The 25,047-nt window shown below is 42.0% G+C and carries 22 protein-coding genes and 1 tRNA gene; 14 read left to right on the top strand and 9 right to left on the bottom strand.

All coding sequences use genetic code 11. The features are described 5' to 3' along the window. Positions 1–24 precede the first annotated feature (24 nt). Positions 25–1,383, top strand: a complete 1,359-nt coding sequence (locus tag CH373_RS13455; RefSeq protein ID WP_100713552.1) for an MFS transporter — start codon at positions 25–27, stop codon at positions 1,381–1,383. A gap of 47 nt (positions 1,384–1,430) precedes the next feature. Further along, the gene (locus CH373_RS13450) at positions 1,431–1,661 is read left to right on the top strand and encodes a hypothetical protein (RefSeq protein ID WP_100713553.1); all 231 of its coding nucleotides are present in this window, start codon (positions 1,431–1,433) and stop codon (positions 1,659–1,661) included. 1 nt (position 1,662) lies between these two features. Here the strand turns inward: CH373_RS13450 and CH373_RS13445 are convergent, their stop codons facing one another. The 3 genes from CH373_RS13445 to CH373_RS13435 all read right to left on the bottom strand — a co-directional run bounded on the left by CH373_RS13445 (position 1,663) and on the right by CH373_RS13435 (position 3,724). Beyond that, on the bottom strand, positions 1,663–2,247 hold the full coding sequence (locus CH373_RS13445; protein WP_100713554.1) for a hypothetical protein: 585 nt from the start codon (positions 2,245–2,247) through the stop codon (positions 1,663–1,665). Positions 2,248–2,255: 8 nt separating this feature from the next. Then, positions 2,256–2,834 carry a hypothetical protein gene (locus tag CH373_RS13440; protein ID WP_100713555.1) on the bottom strand — a complete coding sequence of 193 codons (579 nt, stop codon included), beginning with the start codon at positions 2,832–2,834 and terminating at the stop codon, positions 2,256–2,258. Between the two features lie 98 nt (positions 2,835–2,932). Then, positions 2,933–3,724: an LIC13212 family protein gene (locus tag CH373_RS13435; RefSeq protein WP_100713556.1), complete on the bottom strand. Its 792-nt coding sequence runs from the start codon at positions 3,722–3,724 to the stop codon at positions 2,933–2,935. Between the two features lie 86 nt (positions 3,725–3,810). On the opposite strand from CH373_RS13435, the gene CH373_RS13430 reads away from it, so the two are divergent. The 5 genes from CH373_RS13430 (at position 3,811) to CH373_RS13410 (ending at position 7,561) form a co-directional block, all read left to right on the top strand. Further along, on the top strand, positions 3,811–5,004 hold the full coding sequence (locus CH373_RS13430) for a hypothetical protein (protein WP_100713557.1): 1,194 nt from the start codon (positions 3,811–3,813) through the stop codon (positions 5,002–5,004). 89 nt (positions 5,005–5,093) lie between these two features. Further along, positions 5,094–5,675, top strand: coding sequence for a cytochrome C oxidase subunit IV family protein (locus CH373_RS13425; protein ID WP_100713558.1), 582 nt, complete (start codon positions 5,094–5,096; stop codon positions 5,673–5,675). 87 nt (positions 5,676–5,762) lie between these two features. Next, complete coding sequence (locus CH373_RS13420) at positions 5,763–6,161, top strand: DUF3052 family protein (RefSeq protein ID WP_100713559.1); 399 nt, start codon at positions 5,763–5,765, stop codon at positions 6,159–6,161. 82 nt (positions 6,162–6,243) lie between these two features. Continuing rightward, positions 6,244–6,894, top strand: coding sequence for an LIC_13215 family putative lipoprotein (locus tag CH373_RS13415; RefSeq protein WP_100713560.1), 651 nt, complete (start codon positions 6,244–6,246; stop codon positions 6,892–6,894). A 22-nt stretch (positions 6,895–6,916) separates the two neighbouring features. Beyond that, the gene (locus CH373_RS13410; RefSeq protein WP_100713561.1) at positions 6,917–7,561 is read left to right on the top strand and encodes a DcrB/PsbP domain-containing protein; all 645 of its coding nucleotides are present in this window, start codon (positions 6,917–6,919) and stop codon (positions 7,559–7,561) included. A gap of 34 nt (positions 7,562–7,595) precedes the next feature. Here the strand turns inward: CH373_RS13410 and CH373_RS13405 are convergent, their stop codons facing one another. The 4 genes from CH373_RS13405 to CH373_RS13390 all read right to left on the bottom strand — a co-directional run bounded on the left by CH373_RS13405 (position 7,596) and on the right by CH373_RS13390 (position 14,244). After that, complete coding sequence (locus CH373_RS13405; protein ID WP_100713562.1) at positions 7,596–8,153, bottom strand: gamma carbonic anhydrase family protein; 558 nt, start codon at positions 8,151–8,153, stop codon at positions 7,596–7,598. Positions 8,154–8,190: 37 nt separating this feature from the next. Further along, the gene (gene pheT / locus CH373_RS13400; protein ID WP_100713563.1) at positions 8,191–10,620 is read right to left on the bottom strand and encodes a phenylalanine--tRNA ligase subunit beta; all 2,430 of its coding nucleotides are present in this window, start codon (positions 10,618–10,620) and stop codon (positions 8,191–8,193) included. A 91-nt stretch (positions 10,621–10,711) separates the two neighbouring features. Further along, on the bottom strand, positions 10,712–13,543 hold the full coding sequence (locus CH373_RS13395; RefSeq protein ID WP_100713564.1) for a DEAD/DEAH box helicase: 2,832 nt from the start codon (positions 13,541–13,543) through the stop codon (positions 10,712–10,714). Beyond that, positions 13,540–14,244 (bottom strand): 7-carboxy-7-deazaguanine synthase QueE, encoded by a 705-nt coding sequence (locus CH373_RS13390; protein WP_100713565.1) that lies wholly within the window; start codon positions 14,242–14,244, stop codon positions 13,540–13,542. Before CH373_RS13390 ends, CH373_RS13395 begins: the two co-directional genes overlap by 4 nt. A gap of 228 nt (positions 14,245–14,472) precedes the next feature. Between CH373_RS13390 and CH373_RS13385 the strand changes: the two genes are divergently transcribed. Then, entirely contained in the window at positions 14,473–17,067 is a 2,595-nt protein-coding gene (locus CH373_RS13385) for a response regulator (protein WP_100713566.1), read from the top strand. 98 nt (positions 17,068–17,165) lie between these two features. Continuing rightward, positions 17,166–18,488, top strand: coding sequence for a formylglycine-generating enzyme family protein (locus tag CH373_RS13380; RefSeq protein ID WP_423789770.1), 1,323 nt, complete (start codon positions 17,166–17,168; stop codon positions 18,486–18,488). A gap of 57 nt (positions 18,489–18,545) precedes the next feature. On the opposite strand, the gene CH373_RS13375 is transcribed toward CH373_RS13380, so the two are convergent. Then, the gene (locus CH373_RS13375) at positions 18,546–19,346 is read right to left on the bottom strand and encodes an SDR family oxidoreductase (RefSeq protein WP_207761464.1); all 801 of its coding nucleotides are present in this window, start codon (positions 19,344–19,346) and stop codon (positions 18,546–18,548) included. A gap of 158 nt (positions 19,347–19,504) precedes the next feature. Between CH373_RS13375 and CH373_RS13370 the strand changes: the two genes are divergently transcribed. The 4 genes from CH373_RS13370 (at position 19,505) to CH373_RS13355 (ending at position 22,986) form a co-directional block, all read left to right on the top strand. Beyond that, a tRNA-Thr gene (locus CH373_RS13370) sits at positions 19,505–19,576 on the top strand. Positions 19,577–19,664: 88 nt separating this feature from the next. Continuing rightward, positions 19,665–20,864 carry a M23 family metallopeptidase gene (locus CH373_RS13365; protein ID WP_100713568.1) on the top strand — a complete coding sequence of 400 codons (1,200 nt, stop codon included), beginning with the start codon at positions 19,665–19,667 and terminating at the stop codon, positions 20,862–20,864. A gap of 30 nt (positions 20,865–20,894) precedes the next feature. Continuing rightward, entirely contained in the window at positions 20,895–21,908 is a 1,014-nt protein-coding gene (locus CH373_RS13360) for an AEC family transporter (RefSeq protein WP_100713569.1), read from the top strand. Continuing rightward, positions 21,886–22,986, top strand: a complete 1,101-nt coding sequence (locus tag CH373_RS13355) for an ankyrin repeat domain-containing protein (RefSeq protein WP_100713570.1) — start codon at positions 21,886–21,888, stop codon at positions 22,984–22,986. The genes CH373_RS13360 and CH373_RS13355 overlap by 23 nt, the downstream gene beginning before the upstream one ends. 16 nt (positions 22,987–23,002) lie before the next feature. Here CH373_RS13355 and CH373_RS13350 read toward each other — a convergent pair whose 3' ends face one another. Beyond that, positions 23,003–23,557, bottom strand: a complete 555-nt coding sequence (locus CH373_RS13350) for an LOG family protein (protein WP_100713571.1) — start codon at positions 23,555–23,557, stop codon at positions 23,003–23,005. A 160-nt stretch (positions 23,558–23,717) separates the two neighbouring features. On the opposite strand from CH373_RS13350, the gene CH373_RS13345 reads away from it, so the two are divergent. Continuing rightward, a complete protein-coding gene (locus tag CH373_RS13345; RefSeq protein ID WP_243393390.1) occupies positions 23,718–24,992 on the top strand; it encodes an LA_2444/LA_4059 family outer membrane protein in 1,275 nt (424 codons plus the stop codon). Positions 24,993–25,047 lie beyond the last annotated feature (55 nt).

Genomic DNA, 25,047 nt, shown 5'->3' with positions numbered 1-25,047 from the left:
TTTCAGTAAGGAAACCGCTATTTTATGCAAGTCACAAAACGAGCTCCCTTAAGAGAGATTATGGGTTGGTGCATGTTCGATTTTGCGAACTCAAGCTATACTACCGTTATTATTACTGTCGTTTATGCACGCGTATTCGCTGAGTTGATAGTTCCTCCTACTGGCAATCCAGCCAATCCTCATGAAGAGGGAAACTTCTTGTTTGCGATCGCCCTAGCATTTTCTTATCTTTTGGTAGTGATTACTGCGCCTGTCTTCGGCGCCATTACGGATTACTCTGCAAAAAAGAAATCCTTCCTTTTTTGGAGTTATATCAGCTGCGTAATCAGCACTTCTGCTCTCTGGCTTGTGGTCGCCCCCGGTAGATGGGAACTCGCTTTTCTATTGATCATACTTTCTAACTTCTTCTTTGCTTCGGGTGAAAATTTTGCGTCTAGCTTTCTTCCTTTCCTTGGGCCCAAGGACGAGCTCGGTAAGATTTCTGGTTACGCGTGGGGGATCGGATACTTCGGAGGCTTGGCCTCAGTCTTTTTAGTAAAGACATTGTTAGGTGATGTAAGTATAGCGAACTTCGATGCAATGAGATACGTTGGTCCGATTACGGGAGTGTTCTTCTTAATCGGGGGAATTCCTACTTTCGTCCTTCTAAAAGAATACCATCCAGGGACCAAACGGCCAGAAGGTTTGAGCTATCTGAAAATAGGTTTCGACCGGGTTAGTAATACGATCCGAGATATCAACCAGTTCAAGGATATGGGAATCTACTTGCTATCTCTCTTTTTCGCGATGGCTGCTCTTGGAATCGTAATTAGTTTTGCATTTATTTACGGTGCGCAAGAGATAAAAATTAACGGTGAACAGGAAGCGATCTTATTCATTCTATTACAATTGTTCGCCGCGGTAGGTGCGGTCATTTTCGGCTACGTCCAAGACCGCACAGGAGCATTAAAAACATTTAATATAACCTTATTACTCTGGGTAGTCTGCCTCTTGTTGATTTATTGGGTCAGGGAAATTACCGTTATTTTGAACACTCTAGGGCTCAATATTACGGTTCAATGGACCTTCGTGGCGGTCGGAACAATTGCCGGAACCGGTGTCGGTGCCACCCAATCTGCAAGTCGCGCGATCATCGGGATCTTTGCACCGGAATCAAAATCGGGAGAATTTTTCGGACTTTGGGGACTGTCAGGAAAGGTTGCGGCAGCTTTCGGACTTGTGGCGGTCGGGATACTACAAACCATCTTCGATTTAAGGAATTCCTTCCTCGTAGTGAGCGTATTCTTTTTTATCTCTCTTATCATCAACTTGAAGGTAAGCGAAAAAAGAGGAATTGAGCACGCGAGAGAATACGAAAATAAACACGGTCATAGAACAACTTAGCAAAGTTGTACCTTGCCAACTGCCGGCTTTTGTAGTAATATAATGCAATGGCCGGTTCTGAGTTTCATACAGAGGACGAGTTCGAATCCCATCAAAGTCAGAGGAGACTTGCGTTGACTACGATGGATGAATTGACTCAGACCAAACTTCTTTTGCTAGACTCGGGAAGAGAAGTGCCGAAATTCTTGAATTACGCCATCTCATATTTGAACCGAAAGTATCTCACGGAAGAGAAAGTAATCAGCGACCTGATCGTCCGGAGAGAAAGCGGCGGATAAATCAGTCGTCTTTTTCCTTATCAGTTTCTAGCCTTATCTCCGAAATGACGGCTTGTGCCTCGTCAAAAATCGGGACGAGCACGGAATCATCCTTGTCCACTTTCGTTACAGAATCTTCTTGATAATAGATTCCTTGGGTTGTCAAAAAGTAAAAACGGAGTTTGCTTCCGTCCGGTTTCGGAATTCCGGAAATCTTTTTTCCTTCTTTCCAAAGATATGCATATTTTCTAATAAATCTGACGGAACTTGCGTGAATGGAATCTCTTCCACCTCCTCCGATAAACGAAGGACCAGAACTTAAATAAAGACTAGCATCTCCGGACAAAAAAGTGACGAGTGTGGCGATTTCTCCGCTCGTGGGCCAATCCATAATGATGCCGTATACACTTGTGATATCTTCCTTGATACTCACTCCAACGTCTTCGGGTTTAGTTCTGAATGCAATTTCTCTCAACTCTTTATAGGGAGTTTTGTCCGTAGAAGGACCGCATCCTAAAATAGAGCTCAGCAAAATACCTAAGGAAAACAGGAATCCAATTCGTTGGACCAAGGTAAGATTCTTTTTTGGAAACTTTATCTGGTGCATACTTCCGATTATTTTTTCTTTGTCTTCTTCTTTGGGGAAGCTTTCTTTTTTGCGGAGACTTTTTTCTTAGGAGTGGATTTTTTCTTCGCAGAAGTTTTTGCTTTCTTTTGGGCAGCTAATTCCCTCTTTTCGGCAGCTCTTTCCTTGCCTTCGATGCTAATCGCAAATTTTGGATTTCTTTCAAACGATTTGATCAATGCACTCTCTCTAAAACGAACTGCAGACCAATCTTCGTCGATCGCGATCATGCGCACGCCTTCAAATCCTACTTTGCCAAGAGGTTCCCAGCCTGCATCCCGATGAATCGCTACATTAAACTTCTTGGAAGTTTTCTTTGGATAGGCGAACCAAAGCAATCCGTCCTCAATTAAGGCAGTTCTTACCACAGAAGCAAGATTTCGAATTTCTACCTCTGTCTGAACGAATGCTAAGATCAATCGGTATCTCTTTCCTGATCGGAGTGCCCGATCCACTGGACCACCTATGCTGGAGAGTGCTGGTTCGAATTCATACGGTGCAGCGAGGACGCAAACATCCCCTTGACCAAGCTTGAACTGTAGTTTTCCAAAAACGGAATGCAAAGCCATGTGAAACAAATAGCTTTCTTTTCAGAAAAGGCAAGCGGGAAAAGATCGCAAACATATTTGCTTTTGCATATTCAAAAGAATCAAATCCCGAAAAAAGCCTATTGGAATTCCAACATTTTTGAAATCAGTCGTTTTTGATTCAGTTCCAAATCGTGCAATTTTCGACGAACCATCTTGTCCACTTTGCGCATGTACTTTTTGTAAGTAAGAATGATTTGCTTCTGTTTATTATAAGGCAGAGGATTTGTTGCTTCGTTCAGTTTCGTTTCCACGCTAGGCGGAATGGACTGAGCCGGAACATCTGGCCATATCAATTCTGTATCATAGCTAGAGTAGTATTCTAACCGGAGATCACTGTTATTGTTCGGTGTCCTTTTTCCGTCCTGGTTGATTTGTGGTCCCTTGGGATCTAGGTTGATCACCCTGCGCATTTCTCTAATAAACACCTCTCCGTTGGAATTGGTTCTCTTGAACTGCATGATGATCTTGTCCAGCTTCTGAGGCGTACTTCCTGGATATACGAAAATGCGAGCATTGTATAAATAGGTTTTCGGGAAATCCCAAAAAGATTCTCCCTGACCTAGTTCTATTTCCAAGTAAGGCTTGTTTTCTTTATCATTGAATAGAAATTTCGGAAGTTCCTGAGGCTCGTCTCCTATGTATCTGAGCGCTTTTTTGGTAGTATCCATCTGCAGGATTTGATTGATCTTATAGATGTTTTCTGCAATGGAAGAATGTAGGTTGTCTATTTCTATATCCGAAAAACCGGCTTTTCGTATTGCTTCTATTTGACGTTCGAGTTCTTTTTCCTCGAGAGTCAGGATCTTAGGTGCGGACTGCACTTGCATCGTTAGTAAGAATACTAAAGTAGTCAGAATTCGGATTTTCATATAGAATGCCTTAATTCTATTTATCGAAAACAGTACACCCTATTCTTGATCGGAGAAATGCTTTTTTCCGGATTCATCCTTGAATTATGACCCGTATTTTCCGACCAAATGCATATTACGAAGAAGAGATTCGAACAGGAAAACTATTTCCGAAACCCTTGCTAGGTAGGAACTCCATCATCGAATGCGCAATCCTGGTTCTGTTCGCCTTAAACCGATCGAGGACAAAGGTAATCACGACCCAAACGCAAAGTCGCGATTGGATCAATTATTGGAAGAATAGAAAAGTAAGCGTTTCCGATTCCATTCTTCCTGTTGATTCTATTACAGGGAATATTCTAGAAAAGAAACATTCGTTATACTCGTCTGCGGACTTGGAAGAATGGGGAAGAATTTGCAGAATCAATTCGGATTTACAGTTAGAAATTGATCCCCAATTGGAGAGTTCCTCGCAACTCTTGTGCTCCAAATTTCGTCAATGGAGTTGGAAAAATCAGAACTCGTTGGAAGATCTATCGTCCTACATGATTCCCTCCAAGGAAGAAGCCAAAAACGTACTCCAAAAAATTGCACAGGAGAATTCGGAAAATTCTTTCTGGGTTTCAAAACCTGAGTTTGGTTTTTCCGGAAATCACAAGGTCTTTCCCACGGCGTTAATTCCGGCCTTACAAGCGGATCTTGAGCACTGCATTTTAGAGCCTTGGGTAGATCGAGTATCCGACCACAGCCTTTTATTTCATTCAATAAATGGAACTTTCAAAATGGATGCCTCAACTCTATTACTCTCCGATGCGAAAGGAAGATACGTTGGAAATTGGTTATCCTCGGAAGATGAGTCTCAGGATTATATTTCCGAGATGAAAGAATGCCTGGTTAAACTCTCGGATTTTGCTCCGGAGTACTCCGGATTCGGTTCCATTGACTCTTTTTATTTTAAAACATCGCAAGGGATTCAATGCAGGAGGGTGAGTGAGATCAACTTTCGTTGGACTATGGGAAGGGTGCTTTTAGAACTTTCTCAATCAGCAAAAGACCATTCCAAAAGGGACTTATTACTTTTTGTTAAAAACATACGTGCAAATCCTGATAGTTACAATTTGCTCAACCTATGGGAAAAGGAAACCGGTTGGAAAATCTCTGCGCTTTCTCCCTTTTCAGACCCATCGGAAAAACCGTATCGGCAAGTGCTCCTTTGGTTTAGAATTCCGAAGCAGGAGGCGGAAAATCCTCTAGGCATGACGAAGGAGATACAGGAACAGGCGAGACTTCGTTTTTGCTAATGAAATGTACTTGTGATTCTTTCCCTCCCTTCGAAACTGGTCCTGTCCCTTGTTGGGATCCTCAATTTCCCTAAAACAATAGGTGCGAGATGGAACTCTTTCTCAATTACTCTCTTTATATCATTGTTAGCATAGGCTTTTTGATTCCTTTTACCGGATTTGTGATCGGGGCAGGAGCAATCGTGAACACTACTGTGGCGGGATTCGCAGTGAACTTCCTGGCTCAGATTGTAGAAGAGGATAAGCTCAAATCCTTTCTAGAAAAAAACAAAGATACGAAAATAGGAAAGGCTCTGCAGAACGCAGTAGATGCAGGAAAAGCAAGCATTAACGCCAAACCTCACGTTCCTGAAAAAGAAGAACACCATGGAGCTCACCACCTAATTCCTATTCCTACTTATCTAATGGTATTCGTAGCACTGATTGTCGGAACCATCATCACTGTTTGGGTCGCCGGAATTGACTTTGGAGCGATGAATACTGTAATCGCAATGGCTGTTGCGACTGCAAAAGCTACCTTGGTCTTAGCTTATTTTATGCACTTGAAATATGATAACTTTATGAATAGAGTTATCTTCGGTTCCGGATTTTTGTTCCTGGCACTTCTGTTCGGATTCTGCGTAAGCGATATCTATACCAGAGCTAAGATCGTATTAGGATTCCCTTTCTAAAACCGATACGTAGATAACTCGATAGAGATTGTAAAAACCGGCGGAAAAAGATCTGCCGGTTTTTTTATACCTACAAGGAGAGTTGCAATGGCTGGATATTCTGGAACACCGCTCGTAAAGAAACTGGGACTGAAGGAAGAACAAGTAGCAATCTTTATCAATTCACCTGACAACTTTCTCGCGCTCTTGGAAGACCTTCCTCCTAAATTAGAAATCAAGAAAAAACTAGTCGGTTCACTCGACTACATTCATTTCTTCACGAAATCCGCAAAAGAACTAGAAGCAAACTTTCCTAAAATGGAGAAAGCGCTCGCTACCAAAGGAATGATCTGGATTTCCTGGCCTAAAGCCTCTTCAGGAGTTCCTACAGATTTGAAAGAGGATAAAATCCGAGAAATCGGATTACAACAAGGATTAGTGGACGTAAAAGTATGCGCCATTGACGAAACTTGGTCCGGTTTGCTATTCAGACGAAGAGTAAAATAAACGCTTACCATATTCTAAATAGAAATTACTTGCCAATCTTCAGATTTGTTGCTTCACTCTATCGCCTGGACTAAGTGCGGATATGAAGTCGGAGCGATATCATAGAATTTTACTCCTCTTACTTTCCGTTCAAGTAAGTTCCAACTGTTACGAAAACACACCGACAGTTAACAAGACTTTAGAAATTCCTGAGTTAGGCTTTGTCATGAATTATGACGGATGGACTTATTCAACTGGTTTACAAATTCAGTTTGCGGAAGAAAAAGTTTCCAAGAAAACGAAAAGACCTCAGAAGGTGAAAGTGGAACCGAAAATCTTATTCTATCTTTTTGATGAAGAGCAGGAGAAAAGCGGGGCCCCAGGATTTAGAACAAACATTAGCCTAATCTCAGAGCAATTGCCGGAAAAATATTCGAAAGCTACATTAGACGATTACGTTGCTTCCATGGGAGCACTCTATTCAAATCTCTATAAGAAATTTAGCATCTCTGCGGAGCCTCAAAAATTAGAAATCGCGGGCCAGAAAGGCGCTTTAGTCGAAAGTAATTTTTTGACAGAGCTTCCCGAAGGTCTAACAGAAATTCATAATTATCAGCTGATCTTCTTAAAGGAAGGACAGGCTTATGTTTTTACAGGTTCGACTACCGAGATAGAATCGGACGAGAAAGGTTCAAAAATATTGGCTTCTTTTAAAGGAATTACAGGAATGCGGAGCCCAACGGATTCCAAATGAAAATTAGGGCAGGAGTTTAACCATGCTTCAACGTTCAAAACTTGCACTTCTGGTTGTTTTAACGTTTATTTTTTCTGTTTCGCTCTTTGCGGAAGCTGCAACGACCGGAGCGGAAGAGAACAAAATCAACATCCCAGAGTTAGGAGTAAAAATCGATTATACCGGATGGACTTTTACCAATGATCCAAAATTGATAAAAGCGGGAGAAGACTACGCCAAAGAAAAATTAAGTTCCAACATTCGATTGGATACCTTGGCAAAAACTGGAATCCACTTTTATCTTTTAGAATATCCACAAAACGTAATTCCGCCTGAAGGATTTAATTCGAATATCAATATGACCACGGAAATTCTTCCAAAGAGGAAAAAAGCTTTTACCCTAGATGAATACTTGGAAGCAGTCTTTCAACTGTATCCAAAATTGCTCGCTGGGTACAAGCAAGTCGGTGTTACACAAAAGCTGACGATCGGAGGACTTCCTGCTGCTTTGATCGAAGGAACTTTCACAACTGCGTCCAACGATGGAGACCTGCAGATTCATAATTATCAGCTGGTTTTCATAAAGGGAAACAAGGCGTTCGTGCTAACAGGCACCACCACCGAAAACCTTTCGAATCAAAAAGGACCGAAGATTCTGACGGTTCTCAAAGGAATTCAAAGCATATAGAAGATCGTTAATTTATAATATTCGATCTGAAAGTTCAGATTCCAAGACGGGAGAGAATTTTTTTCGCCTCTTGAACAAAATTCTCTTCCTGCTCTTTCGTAAATGGTTCGAACTTGTTTTGTCTGAATCGTTTAGAAAGTTCTATATATTCTAAACAACCTGCGACAGTCATTTCCGGTCTTGCCTTGTTTTCCTGAATTACGATACTTCCGTTTTTCGGAAAGACCATCGAACGAGGCGGGATTTTCTTCCCTCCACGAATCATACAACCGGCCAGGATCATTGCCCCGTCTCCGATTTCTGCATCATCGAGTACGATAGAGCCGATCCCAATGAGACAAGCTCGACCGATTTTGCATCCATGCAACATTGCATTGTGACCGATCAAGGAATAATCGCCGATTGAAATTCCAGTCTTCCAATCCGTATGAAGCGTACTATTATCCTGTATATTAACGGCCTCTCCTAAAGTGATGGAACTCATGTCCGCTCGTAAAACAGCCCCTGGCCAGATGGAAGAAAAAGGTCCAAGTTCGACCATTCCTATAACTGTCGCCGCAGGATGAATAAAAGCTGTCTCGTGAATCTTCATAATTTTTTCGTAATGTTTCTATAAGTAGTCCTGGGAACTACCTCAAGGAGTAACCAGATGATTTCGCAAGTTCGACCAATCTATCCGTAATTTCCTTGATACGATCTGCAGTAAGATTCTTTTCGGATTCTAATAGTTGGAATCGGTAGGTGACCGATTTTTGCTGTTCGGATAGATTCCCTCCAGTGAAAACTACGGTAACCTTTAAGTCGCTTAATTCCTGGATTTTTTCTTTCATGACAAGCTTCGCAAAGTTTCCGGAAGATTCACTTCTATCCATCACGATCGATAGATCGATTTCCGTCTGAGGGAAATTGGAGGGAACTTTGAAGTAATTTATTTTTCGGTCAGCCATCCAAACGGAACTTAGAGCTGCGAAATCGAATTTGCCCAAGATAACTCTTTTTTTCAAATCCATCTGATCCACCAAGGCAGGATGAGCATAACCTAGTTCTCCGATTACGCAGCCCGAAGATTTAAGGAAGAGATTTGCACTAGGATGAAAGTACGGAAGATTCGTGTTCTCCCAGGAAAAGTTACGAATATTCAAGTTTCTAAGAACGCTTTCAATCTCACTGCGAACTTGCAAAAAATCGTTCTCTACAATAGAAAGATCTTTCTCGTTCCACTTCCTTCCTTGGCAAACCGCCCAAGCCAGCCATTTGGATTCTTTCGCTGGAGCTTCTGCTGGATCTTTTCCGGGGTTCTTTGACTTTTCGTAGGATCTACCGAACTCAAAGATATGAATCGAATCGAATCTATCGGAATTCAATCTGACATTTTTGAGTAAGGAAGGATACAACGAAGCTCTTAAAAAGCTCTGTTCTTCCGGCATTGAATTCTTGATTTCTATCGCTTCGAATTTCGGGCCTTCGATAGAATTGTCCGGCTTGGATGAAAAAGAGTAATTATAGACTTCGTTAAAACCGAGCATGTTTGCGAACTGATTCTTCAAAAGCCTTTCCAACTCTCTTTCTCTATTGATCGCAGGAGTCTTTACTTCAGCAAATAAGGGCTGCAACGGAATAGAATCGTAACCTAGGCTGCGACCTACCTCCTCTACCAAATCTTCCGGAATCGTGATATCGTAATTGTGTCTGAATTTTGGTACTGTTACTTCTGCGATTTCCGCTTTCCAAGTCGTGGAAAAATAAAGATTTTTTAATATTCCATCCACAGTATTTTTATCGATTTTGGTTCCGAGTTTTTTGTTTAGAAAATCTAAATCCAATCGAATCACTACTTTCTTTTCCTCGGTATGGATATACCCTGCAGGCATACTTGCCTCTGCATCCAAACAACCGTTTTCTCTGAGAAGCTGTACAGTTCTCTTGATCACAGGAAGAGTAGTGGTAGCCTCTAGCCCTTTTTCGTACCGAATCGAAGACTCGGAACGGATTCCAGTTTTGCGAATGGATTTACGGACTAACTCCCTAGGGAAGACGGCAGATTCTAAAATTAGACTTTTGGTAGAATCACCGACTGCAGATTCGGCGCCACCCATCACTCCTGCAATCGCAACGGGCTTGCCTGCATTACGAATCACTAAAAGATCCGAATCCAGTTTCGGAGAGGTATCATCTAAAAGAAGAAATGATTCTCCGTTTTTAGCTGAGTCTACTTCCAACTGAATTCCACCAAGGCTCTCTAACTTTGCCGTGTCAAAAAAATGTGTGGGTTGTCCTACTTCGAGCAACAAGTAATTCGAAACGTCGACGACATTATTAATTACGCGAACTCCGCACTTTTTCAAGCGAGACCTTATTTTTGTATTCGAAGGAACTATTTTGACCCCTTCGATCCTGGAAGAGAAATATGAGTGAGCGAATTCAGTATCCCTTACAACGGGAGAAGGGATCTTATCACTAAACTTGCAATCTTGTTCTAAGGGATGAAAAAGAATCGGAAGCTTCAACTGGGCAGCAAGCTCTCTCGCAAAACCAAAGTGGCTCCACAAATCAGGACGATGAGTGATCGATTTATTATCGATATCGAATATTGTATCTACGAATCCGAGATATTCCCTTAGGTTTAAGCCTGGCTTTGCGTCGCTTTCGCTAAAAACCATTACACCGTCGTCTTCCTCAGACAATCCGAGTTCTTTTTCGGAGCACAGCATTCCAGAACTAGAAACTCCTCTAAGTTCGGACTCTTTAATTTCGCGACCTGCAATCACTGCACCCGGAATCGCTAAGGGAACAATTTGTCCGACTTTAAGATTGGGTGCACCGGATACGATCTGGTGCTTCTTTTTACCGTCGCTGACACTCGCAACGAGCAGCTTATCTGCCTGGGAATGCTTCTCTACGGACTGAATCTGCACCAAGACTACTTTTTCTAGGTGGGGAAAAAACTCTTCCGCAGCATCCAACTCGCAAATGGAAGCAGCTATTTTCCGAATGATGTCGTTTAGTGGGACATCCTTCAGGGGAACAAAGTCATTCATCCAATCTAGGGAAAGTTTCACGGTCAAAATCTCCTAATGCCGAAGATTTCGGCGGAGTACTAGAACAAATGCTCGTGGGGCTGGAGGATGTCCAGCAGTAAACCTGGATTTTCTAAAAGGGAAGATAGACTTGGAACAGCTCGAATCTATGGTGAATGTCTTTGCCGACCCGGACCTTTCTGAGTTCGACTTCGAACTCTTCTTTTACCTTTTGGATCTCGTTTCTGGTTCGGTTCATTGCGGATTTCTTTTCCGGTTTCCCTTCCCATTTATAAGCAGCTTCCTGACGCATCAACTTCTCTTCCAGTTGCCTCAGAGTGCTCTGGTTGCTTGTACGTATCTTGTATTCTTCTTTTAAGAATAAGTCCTTGGTCTGCTCGTTCAATTGTCTCTTTCTAGTCTCTAAAGACTCTTGTAGGATTTCGCAAGCTGTGAGGAAATACGTCTCTAATTGATCTAAGGAAGTAGCCTCCGGACCATCAGCGATATTTTCTCTGACTTCATCCGGCAAGGTTTCGATTACTTTAGCAAGGGAACTCCTTCGATTTACCTGAACTGTAAAAAGCTCTTTTCTTTCTAAAGAGAATCGAAATTCGACCATGAAAATAAAATACAGATAATTGCTATCGGATCTGTAATATCCGGTTCTCCATCCCTTTCTATCCCTCCAAAAGGAGAGCACAGCCTGGTCGATCAAAGGATGTCCAAATGCGAGAAACTCAAGGCTATCATCAGTGAGTGCCTTTTCAGAATCGAATGTAGCTCTTTTCCCTTTATAATCCGGAGATTCTAATTGATACATATCCTTTCCGAGCGGTCTTAATTTGCAAGGGGCCAACTCAGGATATGATTTTGCATATTGAACAAAGAATTCTTCCAAATGAGAATTCGTATAAGAGCGCTCTTGCAACGTGGTCTTATAATAATCTTCTAAATTAAAATCTATTAATTTAGGAGTGACTAACGATCCTAATTTTTCGAATCCTTTCTTTGCGACCTTGATTCTCTGATCTATTTCCTCTTCCACTTCTGTCTTGGATTTATTCCCTGTAACGAACCTCATAAAACTAGAATGGAAATCCAGTTCGTCTTCAATCGCGCCGAGCAATTCGTCGGAAACACCGATCGATTCTTCGAATAACCTGATTTTGTTGGAGAGAACTTCCAGGATTCTCTCCGCAACTGTATCCTTGCTTGCAAAGTTGAAAATGAATACGTTGTCCTTTTGACCAAAACGATGGATTCTTCCGATCCTTTGTTCTATTTTCAAAGGGCTCCAAGGTAAATCGTAGTTGAACAACACATTCGAGAACTGAAGGTTTCTACCTTCTCCGCCCGCCTCAGTACAAATCAAAATCTCTGTAGAATTGCGAAATTCCTGGATAGCTGCTTCCTTCGCATCTGCCGAAAGTGAACCGTGAAAAACTGTCACTTTATAGTCAGACAAAGTGGATGCGAGAAAATCCTGGGTACTACGAAACTGAGTAAATATAATAAATTTATGATGCCCTTCTTTTTTTAGCTTAGCGATCGTTTCCTTTAACTTTTGGGACTTTCGATCTTCTTTAATTTTCTTTCCGAGCAAAATCAATCGATTCAAGGAGAGTAACTCTCTCTTCAAACTTGCCAGATCTCCTGGCGAGGATTCATCCAAATCCGAAACAAAATCCTCTACGCCTTCGGTTTCGTCCAAATCCCACTCGTCGAGTTTGTTTTCCAAAGCTTGGAGACGATGAAATCGATTTTCTAAAAGGAATTTTCTTTTTGAAAGCGCAGACAAAAGCGCAAATACCGAAGAGTCCAGTAATTTCTGAAAAACAATCATTACGAATCCAACTGCACGATTTTGGTTTCGCATCGCAAGATTATACTCTCTGCGAACATATTCCGTCGTTTCGTCGTAGAATTGTCTTTCGACCGGCGATAATTCTATCTTGACCGTCTTCGCGAATCTTTTTGTAAATCCGCCTACTTCCACTTTTCTTCTTCTAAGCAGAACCTTGGAAATCTTTTCTTTTAGATCGGATTTATTGCCAATCACGTAATCATTTACAAAAGTGTGATAATGTCCGAGAATATTCGGATCGATTAAGTGAAGTAGATAATAGAGCTCTTCTAGTTTTCCTCGAAACGGAGTCGCTGTCAACAGCAGTAGACATTCACATTTTTTTGATATTTTTTCGGCAAACAAATAGGCGCGAGTGATCTTGTGATAATCTCTTCTGAGTCTATGAGCCTCATCGAATATGACGATATCCCATTTTGTTTTGAGGATTTCCTCGGCATATTTCGGATTTTTAATAAAGTCTACTGAAGTGATTACGTGCTTAAAGTTTTTCCAATTTTTAGTTCCGGAGGTGACAAAGTTCTTACGTTTTACGATTTCGAATTCTTCGTTAAATTTATTTCGAAGCTCCTGTTGCCATTGCACCAGAAGAGGCGAAGGAGCAACAATCAGAACCTTTTTATAGCCTCTTCGAAAAATTAGCTCCTTCATAACTAGAGCTGCTTCGATTGTCTTTCCGAGACCAACCTCGTCCGCAAGAATAAATCTGGGCTTTAGAGAGTTCACTACAACATAAGTCGATTCGATCTGATGTGGTAACAGTCTAGTTCTAGAATTGGACAAAGCCGAGAGCTTATCGTACGCATGAGTCAACTTCAGTTCATAAGCGCTCAAGCTCAATCTTTGAAACTCTGATTCCACCGCAGGTTGGGAAAGAGGTTGTGGATAGGAACCTAGGATTTGTAAATTCGGGGAATTTTCGGAGACTGTTTTAGTAATAGAATCCTTTGGAAAGAAAATGCTTAGCTTTCCTGCTTCCGAGGATTGAATGCGGCCGATTCCTAGAGAAATTTCATTTCTTAAATAACAAGAATCACCTCTATATCCGGATTTAGATTCGGATTCAAAATCTAAGCTGAGCTGCAGTGTCAAATTCAAACTCCCCTTCTTTCTCCCCAAATGAATTTGTGAACTTGCAGCGATAGTCTTAAGTTTTTCTTACTCGATTCTTTGATCCAATCTATGAGAGTTTCAGCATCCAATTCTCCGTACACTGGAGATGCTAAAAGGTTTCCGGACAATTCATACTGATTGATCACTTCGAGCGTCCTTTCAAAATCAGAACGATCTCGGATCACGAACTTGATCTCGTCCAAAGGATCGTTTCTCTCTTTCAAATAACGAAGATTATCGAGAAGCATCCTATCTTCCATCCCGGAGCCGGGCAGCTTGTAATCCATAGTAAAAACCATGTTTTCGAGTCCTCTTAAAGCTTCCGCTCCGTTCGTTTCTACTCTAACCCTTCGGTAAAGGTCTAGAGCTTTTCTGCTTTCCGAAAGAGAAGTCGCGAGAGCTTGAGAAAATCCTCTGTTTGATCCTTCGAGCGGTTCTCCTCCGGTAAGTAACACCTGAGTCGGAGCTTCCGAAAAGCCTTCGATTTCGTTCAGTACCTCTGCTAGGTCTTTTTCCTTACCCGAATTCGGAGATAGTGCGTACGGGGTATCACACCAAAGTTTTCTGTCTCCTACCATTCCACAACGAAGAGAACATCCTGCAAATCTCACGAAAACCGTAGGAATTCCTGCAGATATTCCTTCTCCCGAAATGGAAAGGTAAATCTCATATACGGAAGATTTCATCGTAAACGATCCGGTCCCTTGGTACAACAGTTTTCTTTAATTCTCGATTTAGAATTCAAAAATTCAAACCCTTAAGATTACCAGATTTAGACTCCTTTATTTTGAGTCAAGGCCCGACCCCTTTTCGTCGGAAAAAAGGTTGTTTGACAACTAAATACGCTATACTAGAATTTCTGATTCTATCTAAGAAATCTTTTCCTGTTTTATTTTTTGTGGGAATGATAACGTATGCAAAAGAGATTATCTCGTTTCCTAAACAAACACCTGGGATTGCAGGATAAGATTCTAGTAGGATTCGGATCATTATCTTTTTTTGTACTGCTCGCGAGTTTATTAAGTATCTGGACTGTATTCGAATTGAAATCTGCGGGAGACTGGGTAGCCCACACATTCCAAGTTATTTACCAAACAAATAAAACAAAAGCACTGGTTCAGAACATCCAAGTAACCTCTCCTTTCGTGCGACGCGATTCGAACGAATCCGTAAAAACTACACTGAATGAAATCGAGCAAGAAACCTCTGAACTAAAGAATTTAGTTTCTGATAATCAGGAACAGGTTCTAAAGGCAGAGACACTCTTAGAAGAAGTAAAGACTTCCAAAAACAAACTCTCGGCGATTCTAAAAGGAGATATCCGAGATGTGGAAAAAATGAACTTGATGATCGACAGAATCGCTGCCGTCGAAAGGGTTTTACTCAAGGAAAGAATTGCAAAAAGAGTCTCTCTGCTCAACGCCACATTCAGCATTCTTGGACTACTTCTCTTTGGAACCTTATTCATTGTATTCTATGGATCCTTTTTGATTATAAAGGAAATTCGAGAGAAAAAAGAAATTACCGGCAGATTGATCGAGAGCGAATCTAGACTGCTTTCCATTTTGGACAACTTGCCATCAGCCTTCGCGATGTACGACCCGAAGGGTCAAATTCTATTTAGAAATCGAGTCTTCGATTCAAAGTTAATCAATCCGATGAATAGAGAACCGATCGAAGCAATTTCACTTTTAGGTCCGGAAAAGAGCCAGTTCATACAGAGGATGATCGATATCTCTTTGGAGAAACAAGGTCCCGTAGATTACGAACTGGAATTGTCCACTACAGAGGGCGAAAAGACATTTTATTGTGTGAATGTTCCACTCTTAGATTTGGAGAGTCGAGTCTATGCGATTTGTGGATTATTCACGGATATCACTGTTCGTAAAAATTACGAGGACGATCTCAAGAAGGCGAAAGAAGAAGCAGAAAAAGCAAATCACGCAAAATCAGAGTTCCTCGCGATGATGAGTCACGAAATAAGGACCCCAATGAATGGAGTAATCGGAATGACAGAGTTACTTCTGGATTCGAGTATCAGTCCAGAGCAAAGGGATTTTGCGGAAATTATACAAAAAAGCGGCGAAAGCTTACTTTCCATTATCAATGATATATTAGATTACTCTAAAATAGAATCCGGAACACTTGCTCTAGAAAATAAACAGTTTTCCTTGTTAGAATGCGTGGAAGAAATTTTGGATTTATTCAGATCTCGGGCCGCGGAAAAGAAAATAGATTTGGTCCACTATATAGATCCTTCGGTTCCGAACTTAATCGTGGGAGATAAACTAAGATTAAGACAAGTCTTTATCAATTTGATTGGAAACTCACTTAAGTTCACCGAAACAGGAGAAATATTCTTATCCTCTGAATTGAAGAAGAAAGACGGAAATCTATTCACGATTCTATTTTCGATTCATGACACTGGAATAGGAATTCCACCTGAAAAGCAAAGGAACTTATTCCAACCCTTTTATCAAGTCGATACCAGCTCTACTAGAAAATACGGGGGATCCGGATTAGGATTATCTATTTCTTCCAGATTGGTGCAAATGATGGGAGGAAAAATCTGGGTAGATAGCGAACCAAATCAAGGTACGACTTTTTCCTTTGAAATCCAAGTCGAAGGGGAAATCGAGCCTCCGAGAAAAGAATCGGATGCGGCCTACCCCGAATTAGTAAATCGTAAAGTGTTGATCGTAGACGATAATCAGACAAATTTAAGGATTCTTTCCCACCAACTTCAAATCCTTGGCCTGGTTACGCTTTCTGCGAAAAACTCAAAGGAGGCCTGGGCTCTTTTAGATCTAGGTATGAATCCGGAACTCGGAATTATCGACTACGATTTAGAAACCGATACTGGAGTGAACTTTGCGGAAGAACTCAGAAATAAGAATTTCCAATTTCCTTTAGTGCTGCTTTCTTCATTTTCTTCTGATCAGGAAGAGAAGGAGAAAATCCGAATCTTATTCGAAAAGGAGCTCAACAAACCGGCCAAAAAAAAGGATGTTGAGCAAACGGTTGCAGAAATTCTAATAAAAGGTGGACAGAAATCGAAAGCAAATACTGCATCTTCTTACTTGGAAAATCAAAAAGAATTCTTTCAGAGCAATTATCCTTTCAGAATCTTGGTAGCCGAAGATAACGAAATCAATCAAGCATTGGCCAAGAGGATCTTGCAGAAATTAGGCTACGATCCCACGATTGCAGAAAACGGAAAGGTAGTTTTAAACAAGGTACGGGAAAGCAAATTCGAAATCATACTGATGGACCTCCATATGCCTGATATGGACGGAATCCAAGCCACTCAAATTATTCGAAATACTTGGCCTCAGCAAGAACAGCCTTATATTATCGCGATGACTGCCGCAGCGATGCAAGGGGACAGGGAGCTTTGCTTGAGGGCCGGAATGAATGATTACGTAAGCAAGCCTATCGTTTTTGACGAATTGATTCATTCACTTCGAAAAGCCGGAAATGTGATTTATCCAAAACGAAATCGAAGATAAATTACAGTTGGGAGGTCCCGGTTCTGCCGATGATTCAAATAAGATCCGGCCTGAATATGAAAAGGTTACTTCAAATCTCCTCTAAGAAATCTACAAACATATTGGCAGATTTTTGCCTACGCACTGTTCCACTTCTGTTTCTATTTTCATTTACGATTTCCACCTTGGGGCAGTCTCAGCCCTCACCAAAATTAGAAAGCACGGATACTCGGAAATCTGTACTTTGGACCGGTGAGCTGCATGGAGTTTACAGAAACAAAGGAAAAGTCAAAATTAGGATCGAGGAGAGCTCCTACTTTTCCGGCAAGACGGAAGATGAAATCAAAGGAATACTAGAGAACCGTTCCGAGTTGAAGCTGATGAACAAACCTCGATTTGAGGAAATCGGAACTTTTCAGACAGAGCATATTGAAATAGAATTCGGAAAAAAAAGAAACAGAACTTTTCCGAGAGCGATAGAGTTAAGAGGAAGTTTTGCCTTATTGCCCGGAGTTCCAAATCGGATGATTGTGACCGGACTTTTGGTTGGAGAGTACGACCTGGAGAAATTCTACCAAGATCCCGGAGTATTCGATGAAGCCGATAGAACAAGAAACAGGCCGGCAAAAATGCTGCTACACCCAAAAGACGGAAAAGAAATGGTCTTAGTACCTTCCGGCTACGAAATCCAGGGCCAGACTTATTATGAGCATATGGGATATTTTCTCTACGGACAAGGGGTCGATTCCTCTGATGATAGCTTTAATCCTTTTTTCAACAGACCTGACAGATCAAATCTGGAAGAAATACAATCCTTTTACATAGACAAATACGAAGTCACAAACAAAGAATATTATAAATTCATAATGGAAACAGGAACAGCACCGCCGCCCCATTGGGAAAACGGTGTCTATCCGAAAGGAAAGGATTACATCCCAGTAACCAACCTGACCTTCAGGGAAGCGGAATTGTACGCCAGGTGGACCGGAAAAAGATTACCTACAGAGTTGGAATGGGAAAAAGCCGCTCGAGGCACTGGACTTACCTGGAGATTGAAGAAGGATGAAAGCTACGAATTTACGGTTCAATCTCGAGACTATCCTTTCGGAAACGAATTTGATCCGGAACTATGCAATACAAAAGAAAGCGGCCGCAGAAGATTGGTTTCGGTTTTCGAACTAGCCACCAAGGGGGGAAGTCCTTACGGAGTTATCGGAATGTGCGGAAATGCTGCCGAATGGACTAGCTCAGCGTACCTTCCTTACAAAGGTCATCGAATGTCAGGAGTAAAATTCGGAAAACATCTCAGAGTGATTCGCGGAGGATCGTACGATTCAAGTAAGGATTTTGCGACAGCATACTCGAGAGATTTCGGAGGATACCCGAATCTTTCAACCGATCGAAAAGCCGGAATTCGTTTAGTAATGGATGTGAAACGATAGAAAGATTTCGGAGAGTCTAAACCGAAGTTCTCTCGTTCTATCCCTCACTTCTATTTTTCAGGTAACCCGAGTTTTCAGAAGCACCTTATCCAAAGTTTTTGGTGCGAATTTGCTCAGAAGTAGCGCGAACTTTTCTTTTAAGCCGGCCGGATATAGATCTCTTTTTCTCTTTTCGATTGCCTTCAAGATTTTCTTAGCTACTTTATTCGTTTCTAATCCTTTCTTCTGACCCTCGTCCATGATTCCGTGTGGAGAACCGTCGGCAGACAATGCTTTAATAGAGATCTCAGTCTTTACAAAACCAGGACAAACAGTTAGCACATGCATTCCGGTTTTCGCGTTTTCCAATCTCACGCTGTCCATAAATCCTTGGATTGCATGTTTACTCGCGGCATACCCCGAACGAAACTGAGTGGCAAATTTTCCCTGGATAGAAGAGACAGCGACAAGATGTCCGTCCGACTGTTTCAGATCTGATTCCAGCAATTTGTAAAAATGTACCAAAGGAAAATAGTTTATATCCATCAAGTTCCTAAAAACTTTCATATCGGCTTCCGAAGCAAGTGCTCTCATAGAGACTCCCGCGTTATGAATAAGGCCGTCGACTCTCTTTGCTTTTTTCTTAAATTCCTCGACTACCTTTTTCACTTCCGATTCAGCAGAAACATCCGCGGGCAAAATTATGATAAGGTTAGGATCTTTTACTAGAGATTTTAATTCCTTTAGATTCTCTTTGCGTCGCGCAATAACTCCTACGGTCGCACCGGAATTCGCGAGCTCAATTGCGATTGCCTTGCCAATTCCAGAGCTTGCACCTGTGACTAAGAAAGCTTTATTTTCAAAAAATGGATTCATAATAGATACCGATCACCATAGCACGGTTGAACTGGGACCGACTCTAAGGCAGATTCTCAAAATTGCAAACGAATATGCGGGCAAAAGTAAAAGGAAAGCACCGATCTACCCGCCAATGAAACTCTTGACAGTTTAGACAACAAGATGGTAAAGGAAAGCATGCCCGCTTAGCTCAGGGGTAGAGCATTTCCCTCGTAATGAAAAGGTCGCCGGTTCAATTCCGGCAGCGGGCTTCCTTCTTTAGAATCGATCCTCCTTTCCAAGCCTTTTTTTCTTCTGGATTCAAACAAACATTCGAGTCTAAATTAATTCGGCCGAAAAATGGACTCTCGAAAAATCAGAGTATCGTACCTAATCTTTGGTTTCCTAGCCCTTGCACACCCAATCCGAGCAATCACCCAGGAAACCTGCGACATACGAAAGGTTTGCTTCAAAGTAGAATACGATTCTACAGGCGGATCTGTGTTTCTCGAAGCCAAAGAACTACCGTTAGGTGGCGCGATGACGGTCGATCTAGAAATCTCCGGCACGAATGTAAGCTCGCTTCCAAACTCTTCTTTGTCTTTGGTGATCGATTCTAGGGAGCCGAAGAAAGTCGCGGAAATCGGTCCGATCGATTCCGGACAACCCTGGAAGTTTTCGATTCGCTCGATTGCCAGTTTTGGAAAACTAGACTCAGTTCATGAGGACTCGTATATCTATACACTTCCTTATCATGGTAAATCTTGGATCGGACAAGGGTACGACGGAAAGCAAGCACATACTGGTGACTCAAAGTATTCTTTGGATTTTGTTCTGCAGGAAGGAACTCCTATTTTTGCGGCTAGGGATGGTCTTGTGGTTTCTTTGCAGGACCAATATTCCCAAGGCGGATTTGATCCGAAGTTGATAGAAAAGGCGAATTACGTTCTGATTTCTCACTCGGATGGGACTATCGCAATGTACGGTCATTTGCAAAAATCCGGAGTCTTGGTGTCCGTAGGTGACCAAGTAAGTGCCGGTCAAAAAATCGGAATCTCCGGAAATACTGGTTATAGCACCGGCCCTCATCTGCATTTTGAAGTTTATAGTCCAAGGAAAGGTAGAAGAAAAAAATCTTTTCCTACTTTCTTTCTTACAGAATTAGGAGAATCAGAAATTCTTTCGGAAGGCAATGCATACTGGCAGCCCGATCATCTAAGACCGAAGGGATTTCCAACTACAGATCTGAGTTTGTTTTGTCTTTCCCATCAGAAACCTCAAATGTTTGAAAGCACTGGGTGTAAGGTAGAAGATCTTTTTAGAAATAAGAATATATATCTTTCCTTTCCTCTATTCAAAAACGGACCTTTCCAATTTAATTTGGAAATCGCAAAAGAAGGAGAATCGAAAGAACTTCTAAAATTCACTTCCAAAATTCCTGAGGGTTCCACTTTCACAGCATGGACCTTGCCAGCAATTTTGAACCAAGGAACTTACGTTTTAAAAATACAACTCGACGGTATAGAGATAGGAGATAAGAAATTCCAAATCCTTCCTTGAATCGCTCGCTGAATTCAAGGCAGAGCAACTATGTCGAATCTCTTTGTAATCGGAATTTGTTTTTTAGCAGGTATACTTTTTGGAATTTGGGGAAAACTTCCTTTAGATTCTCATAAATCGGTAAATGCGTTTATCATCTCAGTTTCACTTCCTTGTTTAGAATTCGTTGCACTGAGAAAAGTGCAACTTGATCAAAACTTCCTAGTAATCTCCGGAATGCCTTGGTTATTATTTGGGGTTTCACTAGTGTTCTTTTACATTTTGGGAAAAAAATTCAATTGGGATGCAAGAACTAAGGCTTGTCTCTGTTTATCTGCAGGGTTAGGGAATACTTCGTTTTTAGGTGTGCCGATTGTGGAGCTATATTTTGGAAAGGAAGGAGTTCCTACCGCTGTAGTGATCGATCAGCTAGGAACTTTTCTGGTTTTGGCTCTCCCCGGGACTTATCTAGGGACAAGGGCCTTGTTACTTTCTGATTCCTCCGTAAAATTGAATATCAGGAGCATTGTATGGAAACTGATCAAATTCCCTCCATTCATTGCGATGTGGATTGCACTTCTGAGCAGACCGTTTGTTGTTCCTGTGGAGCTGGATTTAGCGATCACTAGATTGGGAGACACTTTGACTCCTCTAGCCCTTTTTTCTGTGGGATTTCAACTTCCGTTACTCGGGCCCATCAATTCGAAGGAGCAAAATGCCGAAAATTTGTCGGGAGAGACCTCTTCTCCTCTTTTTTGGGGCTTAGCGTACAAATTATTGCTTGGACCAATTTTCATATGGATTAGCTTCGCCGGGATTTATCATTTCATGAGCCGGGTTTTCAGTACAAACTTTTCCGCCGACCAAATCCGAGAATTCAAGGTTCTTGTACTGGAGGCAGGAATGGCACCGATGATTACCGGAAGCCTACTTGCCTCGGAATGGGGACTCAGACCGAGACTAGCAATATCGCTCCTTGGTGTAGGAATTCCTCTCTCTTTCATAAGCACATTAGGGCTTTACTATTTACTGGAGAATTTCGTTGGACTGGAACGACCTCTTTAGAGCAGTAAAGACCGGAAATAACGGTACGCTTCGGGCGCTTTTATCCGAAGCAGCTACTCGGGATGGATTCTCTGAGGAATTCCCCGAGGTCCGAGATTCGTACGGTTGCGGGCTTCTTTACTGGGCGATCAAAGAGGGAAATAAAGAGGCTGCGGAACTTCTTTTGGAATATGGTTCGGATCCGAATGAGACCAGCTCGAGAGGAGAGACCGCACTTCTGCTCTCCATAGAAACCGAAAATACGGTTATTATTCGATTACTTTTAGAATACGGAGCCGATCCTACTTTACGAGATCTTGATGGAAACACTCCTTTAACCAGGGCGATCAGTTCAGGCAAAATGGAAATTTTGGAGTACATTTTTGATCTTCCGGATCAGATTCCAGATTTGGAAGCGAGAAACGGAGAGGGTTATTCTCCTCTCTTGCTCGCGGTAGATTTGGGCCACTACGATATGGTAGAGTATCTGGTCTCCAAAGGATCAGATCCCAAAAAGAAAAATTCCGAAGGAAGAACAATTCTTCACCTAACCGCACTACATAATGATTTTGAAATATTAGATTTCTTTGCGGAGAATAAAGAAATCCGTTCACTACTTGAAAGTAAGGATCAGGACGGAAACACTGCCCTACTTCTGGCGGCTCTCTACGACAGCGTTGAGTGCCTCGAGAGGCTTCTCAGACTTGGAGCAGATCCACTTTCAAGAAACCTCGCGGGTCGCAATGCAAAAGAAGAAGCTGACCGAATGAAGTTTCATCATACTTTAAAAATTATTGATAAAGCGACTTTTACTTTGCTCTTTAGGGCATCCGATTCTGGAAAAATTGATATTGTAGAAAGAATATTGAGTGCAGGATATCCTGCAGAAGTAAGGGACAACTACGGAAGAACGCCATTGTTACTCGCCACAAAAGCCGGAAAGGCAGATCTGGCGGAACTTCTAATCAAAAACGGGGCATCTCCTTTTTCCACAGATAAAGAGGGGAACTCTCCACTTTCCGTGGCAGAATCTTCGGATAGCCCTTTACTATTGCGAGTATTTAAGCCTTTTTTAGAAGGAGATGAAGAAAAGAATTAGAACTTGATTCTCTTCATTAAGCAAGTCTTACGCGTTTTAATATTTTTTCGAAGAGAGCATCTGGATCTGAATCTACGATAATTCTATCTCTAGTTTCAGGATCAAGAAAGCCTTCATCTACCATGTGGTTCAGCTGCTTTAAAAGTGGTTGAAAAAATCCATTCACATCCAAAAGACCTAGCGGCTTGGAAAGAACACCGAGCTGGTTCCAGGAAGTAACTTCTACAAGTTCCTCTAAAGTACCAATCCCACCTGGTAACGCAATGAATGCAAGAGATCGCTCATACATTAGAAATTTACGATCGTGCATTGTCTGGACTAGAATTAGCTCATCGATTCCGTTATGAGCTAATTCTTTATTGGATAAAAATTCGGGTAAAATTCCCGTAACCTTTCCACCTTTCGCAAGAACCGCATTCGCGACTGCTCCCATTAGCCCTGAGCTTGCTCCGCCGTAAACCAGTCCGATCTTTTCGCTGGCTAAAAGATATCCGATGTACTCGGCAGCTTGAAGATATTTTGGATCCTTGCCTGGTCTAGAACCGCAGAAAACACAAATTGCCGGACTCATTCGAAAACCAGGCTGGAGCCGTACGTCTGATAGGCAAGGAGTTTCGCACTCGTATATTCCCGATCCGGTTCACTTTTTACTCCGAAGCGGCAAAAAATGAATGGTCTTTCCGCGTCTGGAGCCTTAGGATCTCCGATTGCAAAATCGGAAGAGGTGCCATTTGAAATCCTTTTTTAGAAAAAAAACCAGTACCCTGTCGCTTCTCATACTGATGGTCGCACTTTTCGCTATCACTTTTCCGTTAACTTCCCAGGGAGCCTTACCCGATCCGGACAAACTGGAAAGAGAGGCCGACGATCTTGAAGACCAAGCAAATCGATCCCAAAATTTTACGGAGAAACGCAGATTACTGAATCTGGCGACCGAGAAGAGAAGCCAAGCGGTCAAAGTTAGAAACCAAATTCTGGATAAAGAATTAGATAAACCTTATGATGCCGCGACATTCGAATTTCAGTTTAGTTCTCTTCAATCTACCTGGCAATCTGAGACATTGGCTAGGAACAAGAACATAGGTGCTAACGAAATAAATACTCTATTGTCTGCTAACGGATTTTATCAAAGTACGATCGCCTCAGCGAACGGGGCCGGAATCAATCCGAATTTATTGAATAATAACGTAGTGGCTTATTCCGATCCCCAAGGAAATTCACGGTCTGCCTTTCCGGTAAAATTCCAGTACATGAACAAGGAAAGGTCCTTTGCAGTCGAGGTAAACTATCTAGACTTTAGAGTCAGACCTTCCTACACTACGATAGATACTTCGCCTTCTGTGCCGGCGGGATCTGCACTGCAATTTCATACACCAGAATATAGGAGAAGAGATTACTCCCTAAACCTGGCTTGGTATATTACATCCGGATCCGGAGCAAAAATCGGTCCTTCTGTCGGGATTAGAAATCTGGACATATTCTCTCGAGAATATGGAAACTTACCCGGGAATTACGGCTTTGGTAGCCTGGAAGAGAAAGCAGGAGGACTCGGTCCTCAGTTAGGCTTTCGTATCATAAAGAATTTTGCTTCGAACTTGGTCGGACATTTTCGTGCGGATTACTTTCGCACTTTAGGTAGATTTGCAAGGACGACTCACGGAACAGTGACAGGACTTGGTGGTACACCTTATATTTTAAGCACTGAACCAAGCGGTGGGATCAAGGATAACCTTCTTTCCAGAGTGGGTTACGAAGTGGATTTCGGAATTTCGTTGCTGCGAACTAGATGGCTGAAATTTACTCTCGGGTTCCAGTACACTGAACTCGTAAGCAAAGTTTCCGGTTACAATTATAACCCGACTGTGTTTCCCAATTCTCCCGGTGACTTGTTGTTCATGAACACTCTATCCAAGCCCCTAGATCAAACAGCAACGCAATCTGCATTGAGCAAGGAAGTTCATGATAAATTCTATGGAATTTACATTGGTGCTTCTTTGATTCTTTGAATTCTCAGCGCGCGATAACCTGGCGCTGTAAAGCCCCACCGTGGGGGTGGGGCCG

Source organism: Leptospira perolatii (assembly GCF_002811875.1).
In the GTDB taxonomy this organism is placed as follows: domain Bacteria; phylum Spirochaetota; class Leptospiria; order Leptospirales; family Leptospiraceae; genus Leptospira_B; species Leptospira_B perolatii.
This window is presented reverse-complemented; position numbering and strand designations above follow the sequence as displayed.

Coding starts and splice junctions, on each gene's coding strand:
- CH373_RS13455 (WP_100713552.1), top strand. CDS start 25: ATGCAAGTCACAAAACGAGCTCCCTTAAGAGAGATTATGGGTTGGTGC.
- CH373_RS13450 (WP_100713553.1), top strand. CDS start 1,431: ATGGCCGGTTCTGAGTTTCATACAGAGGACGAGTTCGAATCCCATCAA.
- CH373_RS13445 (WP_100713554.1), bottom strand. CDS start 2,247: ATGCACCAGATAAAGTTTCCAAAAAAGAATCTTACCTTGGTCCAACGA.
- CH373_RS13440 (WP_100713555.1), bottom strand. CDS start 2,834: ATGGCTTTGCATTCCGTTTTTGGAAAACTACAGTTCAAGCTTGGTCAA.
- CH373_RS13435 (WP_100713556.1), bottom strand. CDS start 3,724: ATGAAAATCCGAATTCTGACTACTTTAGTATTCTTACTAACGATGCAA.
- CH373_RS13430 (WP_100713557.1), top strand. CDS start 3,811: ATGACCCGTATTTTCCGACCAAATGCATATTACGAAGAAGAGATTCGA.
- CH373_RS13425 (WP_100713558.1), top strand. CDS start 5,094: ATGGAACTCTTTCTCAATTACTCTCTTTATATCATTGTTAGCATAGGC.
- CH373_RS13420 (WP_100713559.1), top strand. CDS start 5,763: ATGGCTGGATATTCTGGAACACCGCTCGTAAAGAAACTGGGACTGAAG.
- CH373_RS13415 (WP_100713560.1), top strand. CDS start 6,244: ATGAAGTCGGAGCGATATCATAGAATTTTACTCCTCTTACTTTCCGTT.
- CH373_RS13410 (WP_100713561.1), top strand. CDS start 6,917: ATGCTTCAACGTTCAAAACTTGCACTTCTGGTTGTTTTAACGTTTATT.
- CH373_RS13405 (WP_100713562.1), bottom strand. CDS start 8,153: ATGAAGATTCACGAGACAGCTTTTATTCATCCTGCGGCGACAGTTATA.
- CH373_RS13390 (WP_100713565.1), bottom strand. CDS start 14,244: ATGAAATCTTCCGTATATGAGATTTACCTTTCCATTTCGGGAGAAGGA.
- CH373_RS13385 (WP_100713566.1), top strand. CDS start 14,473: ATGCAAAAGAGATTATCTCGTTTCCTAAACAAACACCTGGGATTGCAG.
- CH373_RS13365 (WP_100713568.1), top strand. CDS start 19,665: ATGGACTCTCGAAAAATCAGAGTATCGTACCTAATCTTTGGTTTCCTA.
- CH373_RS13360 (WP_100713569.1), top strand. CDS start 20,895: ATGTCGAATCTCTTTGTAATCGGAATTTGTTTTTTAGCAGGTATACTT.
- CH373_RS13350 (WP_100713571.1), bottom strand. CDS start 23,557: ATGAGTCCGGCAATTTGTGTTTTCTGCGGTTCTAGACCAGGCAAGGAT.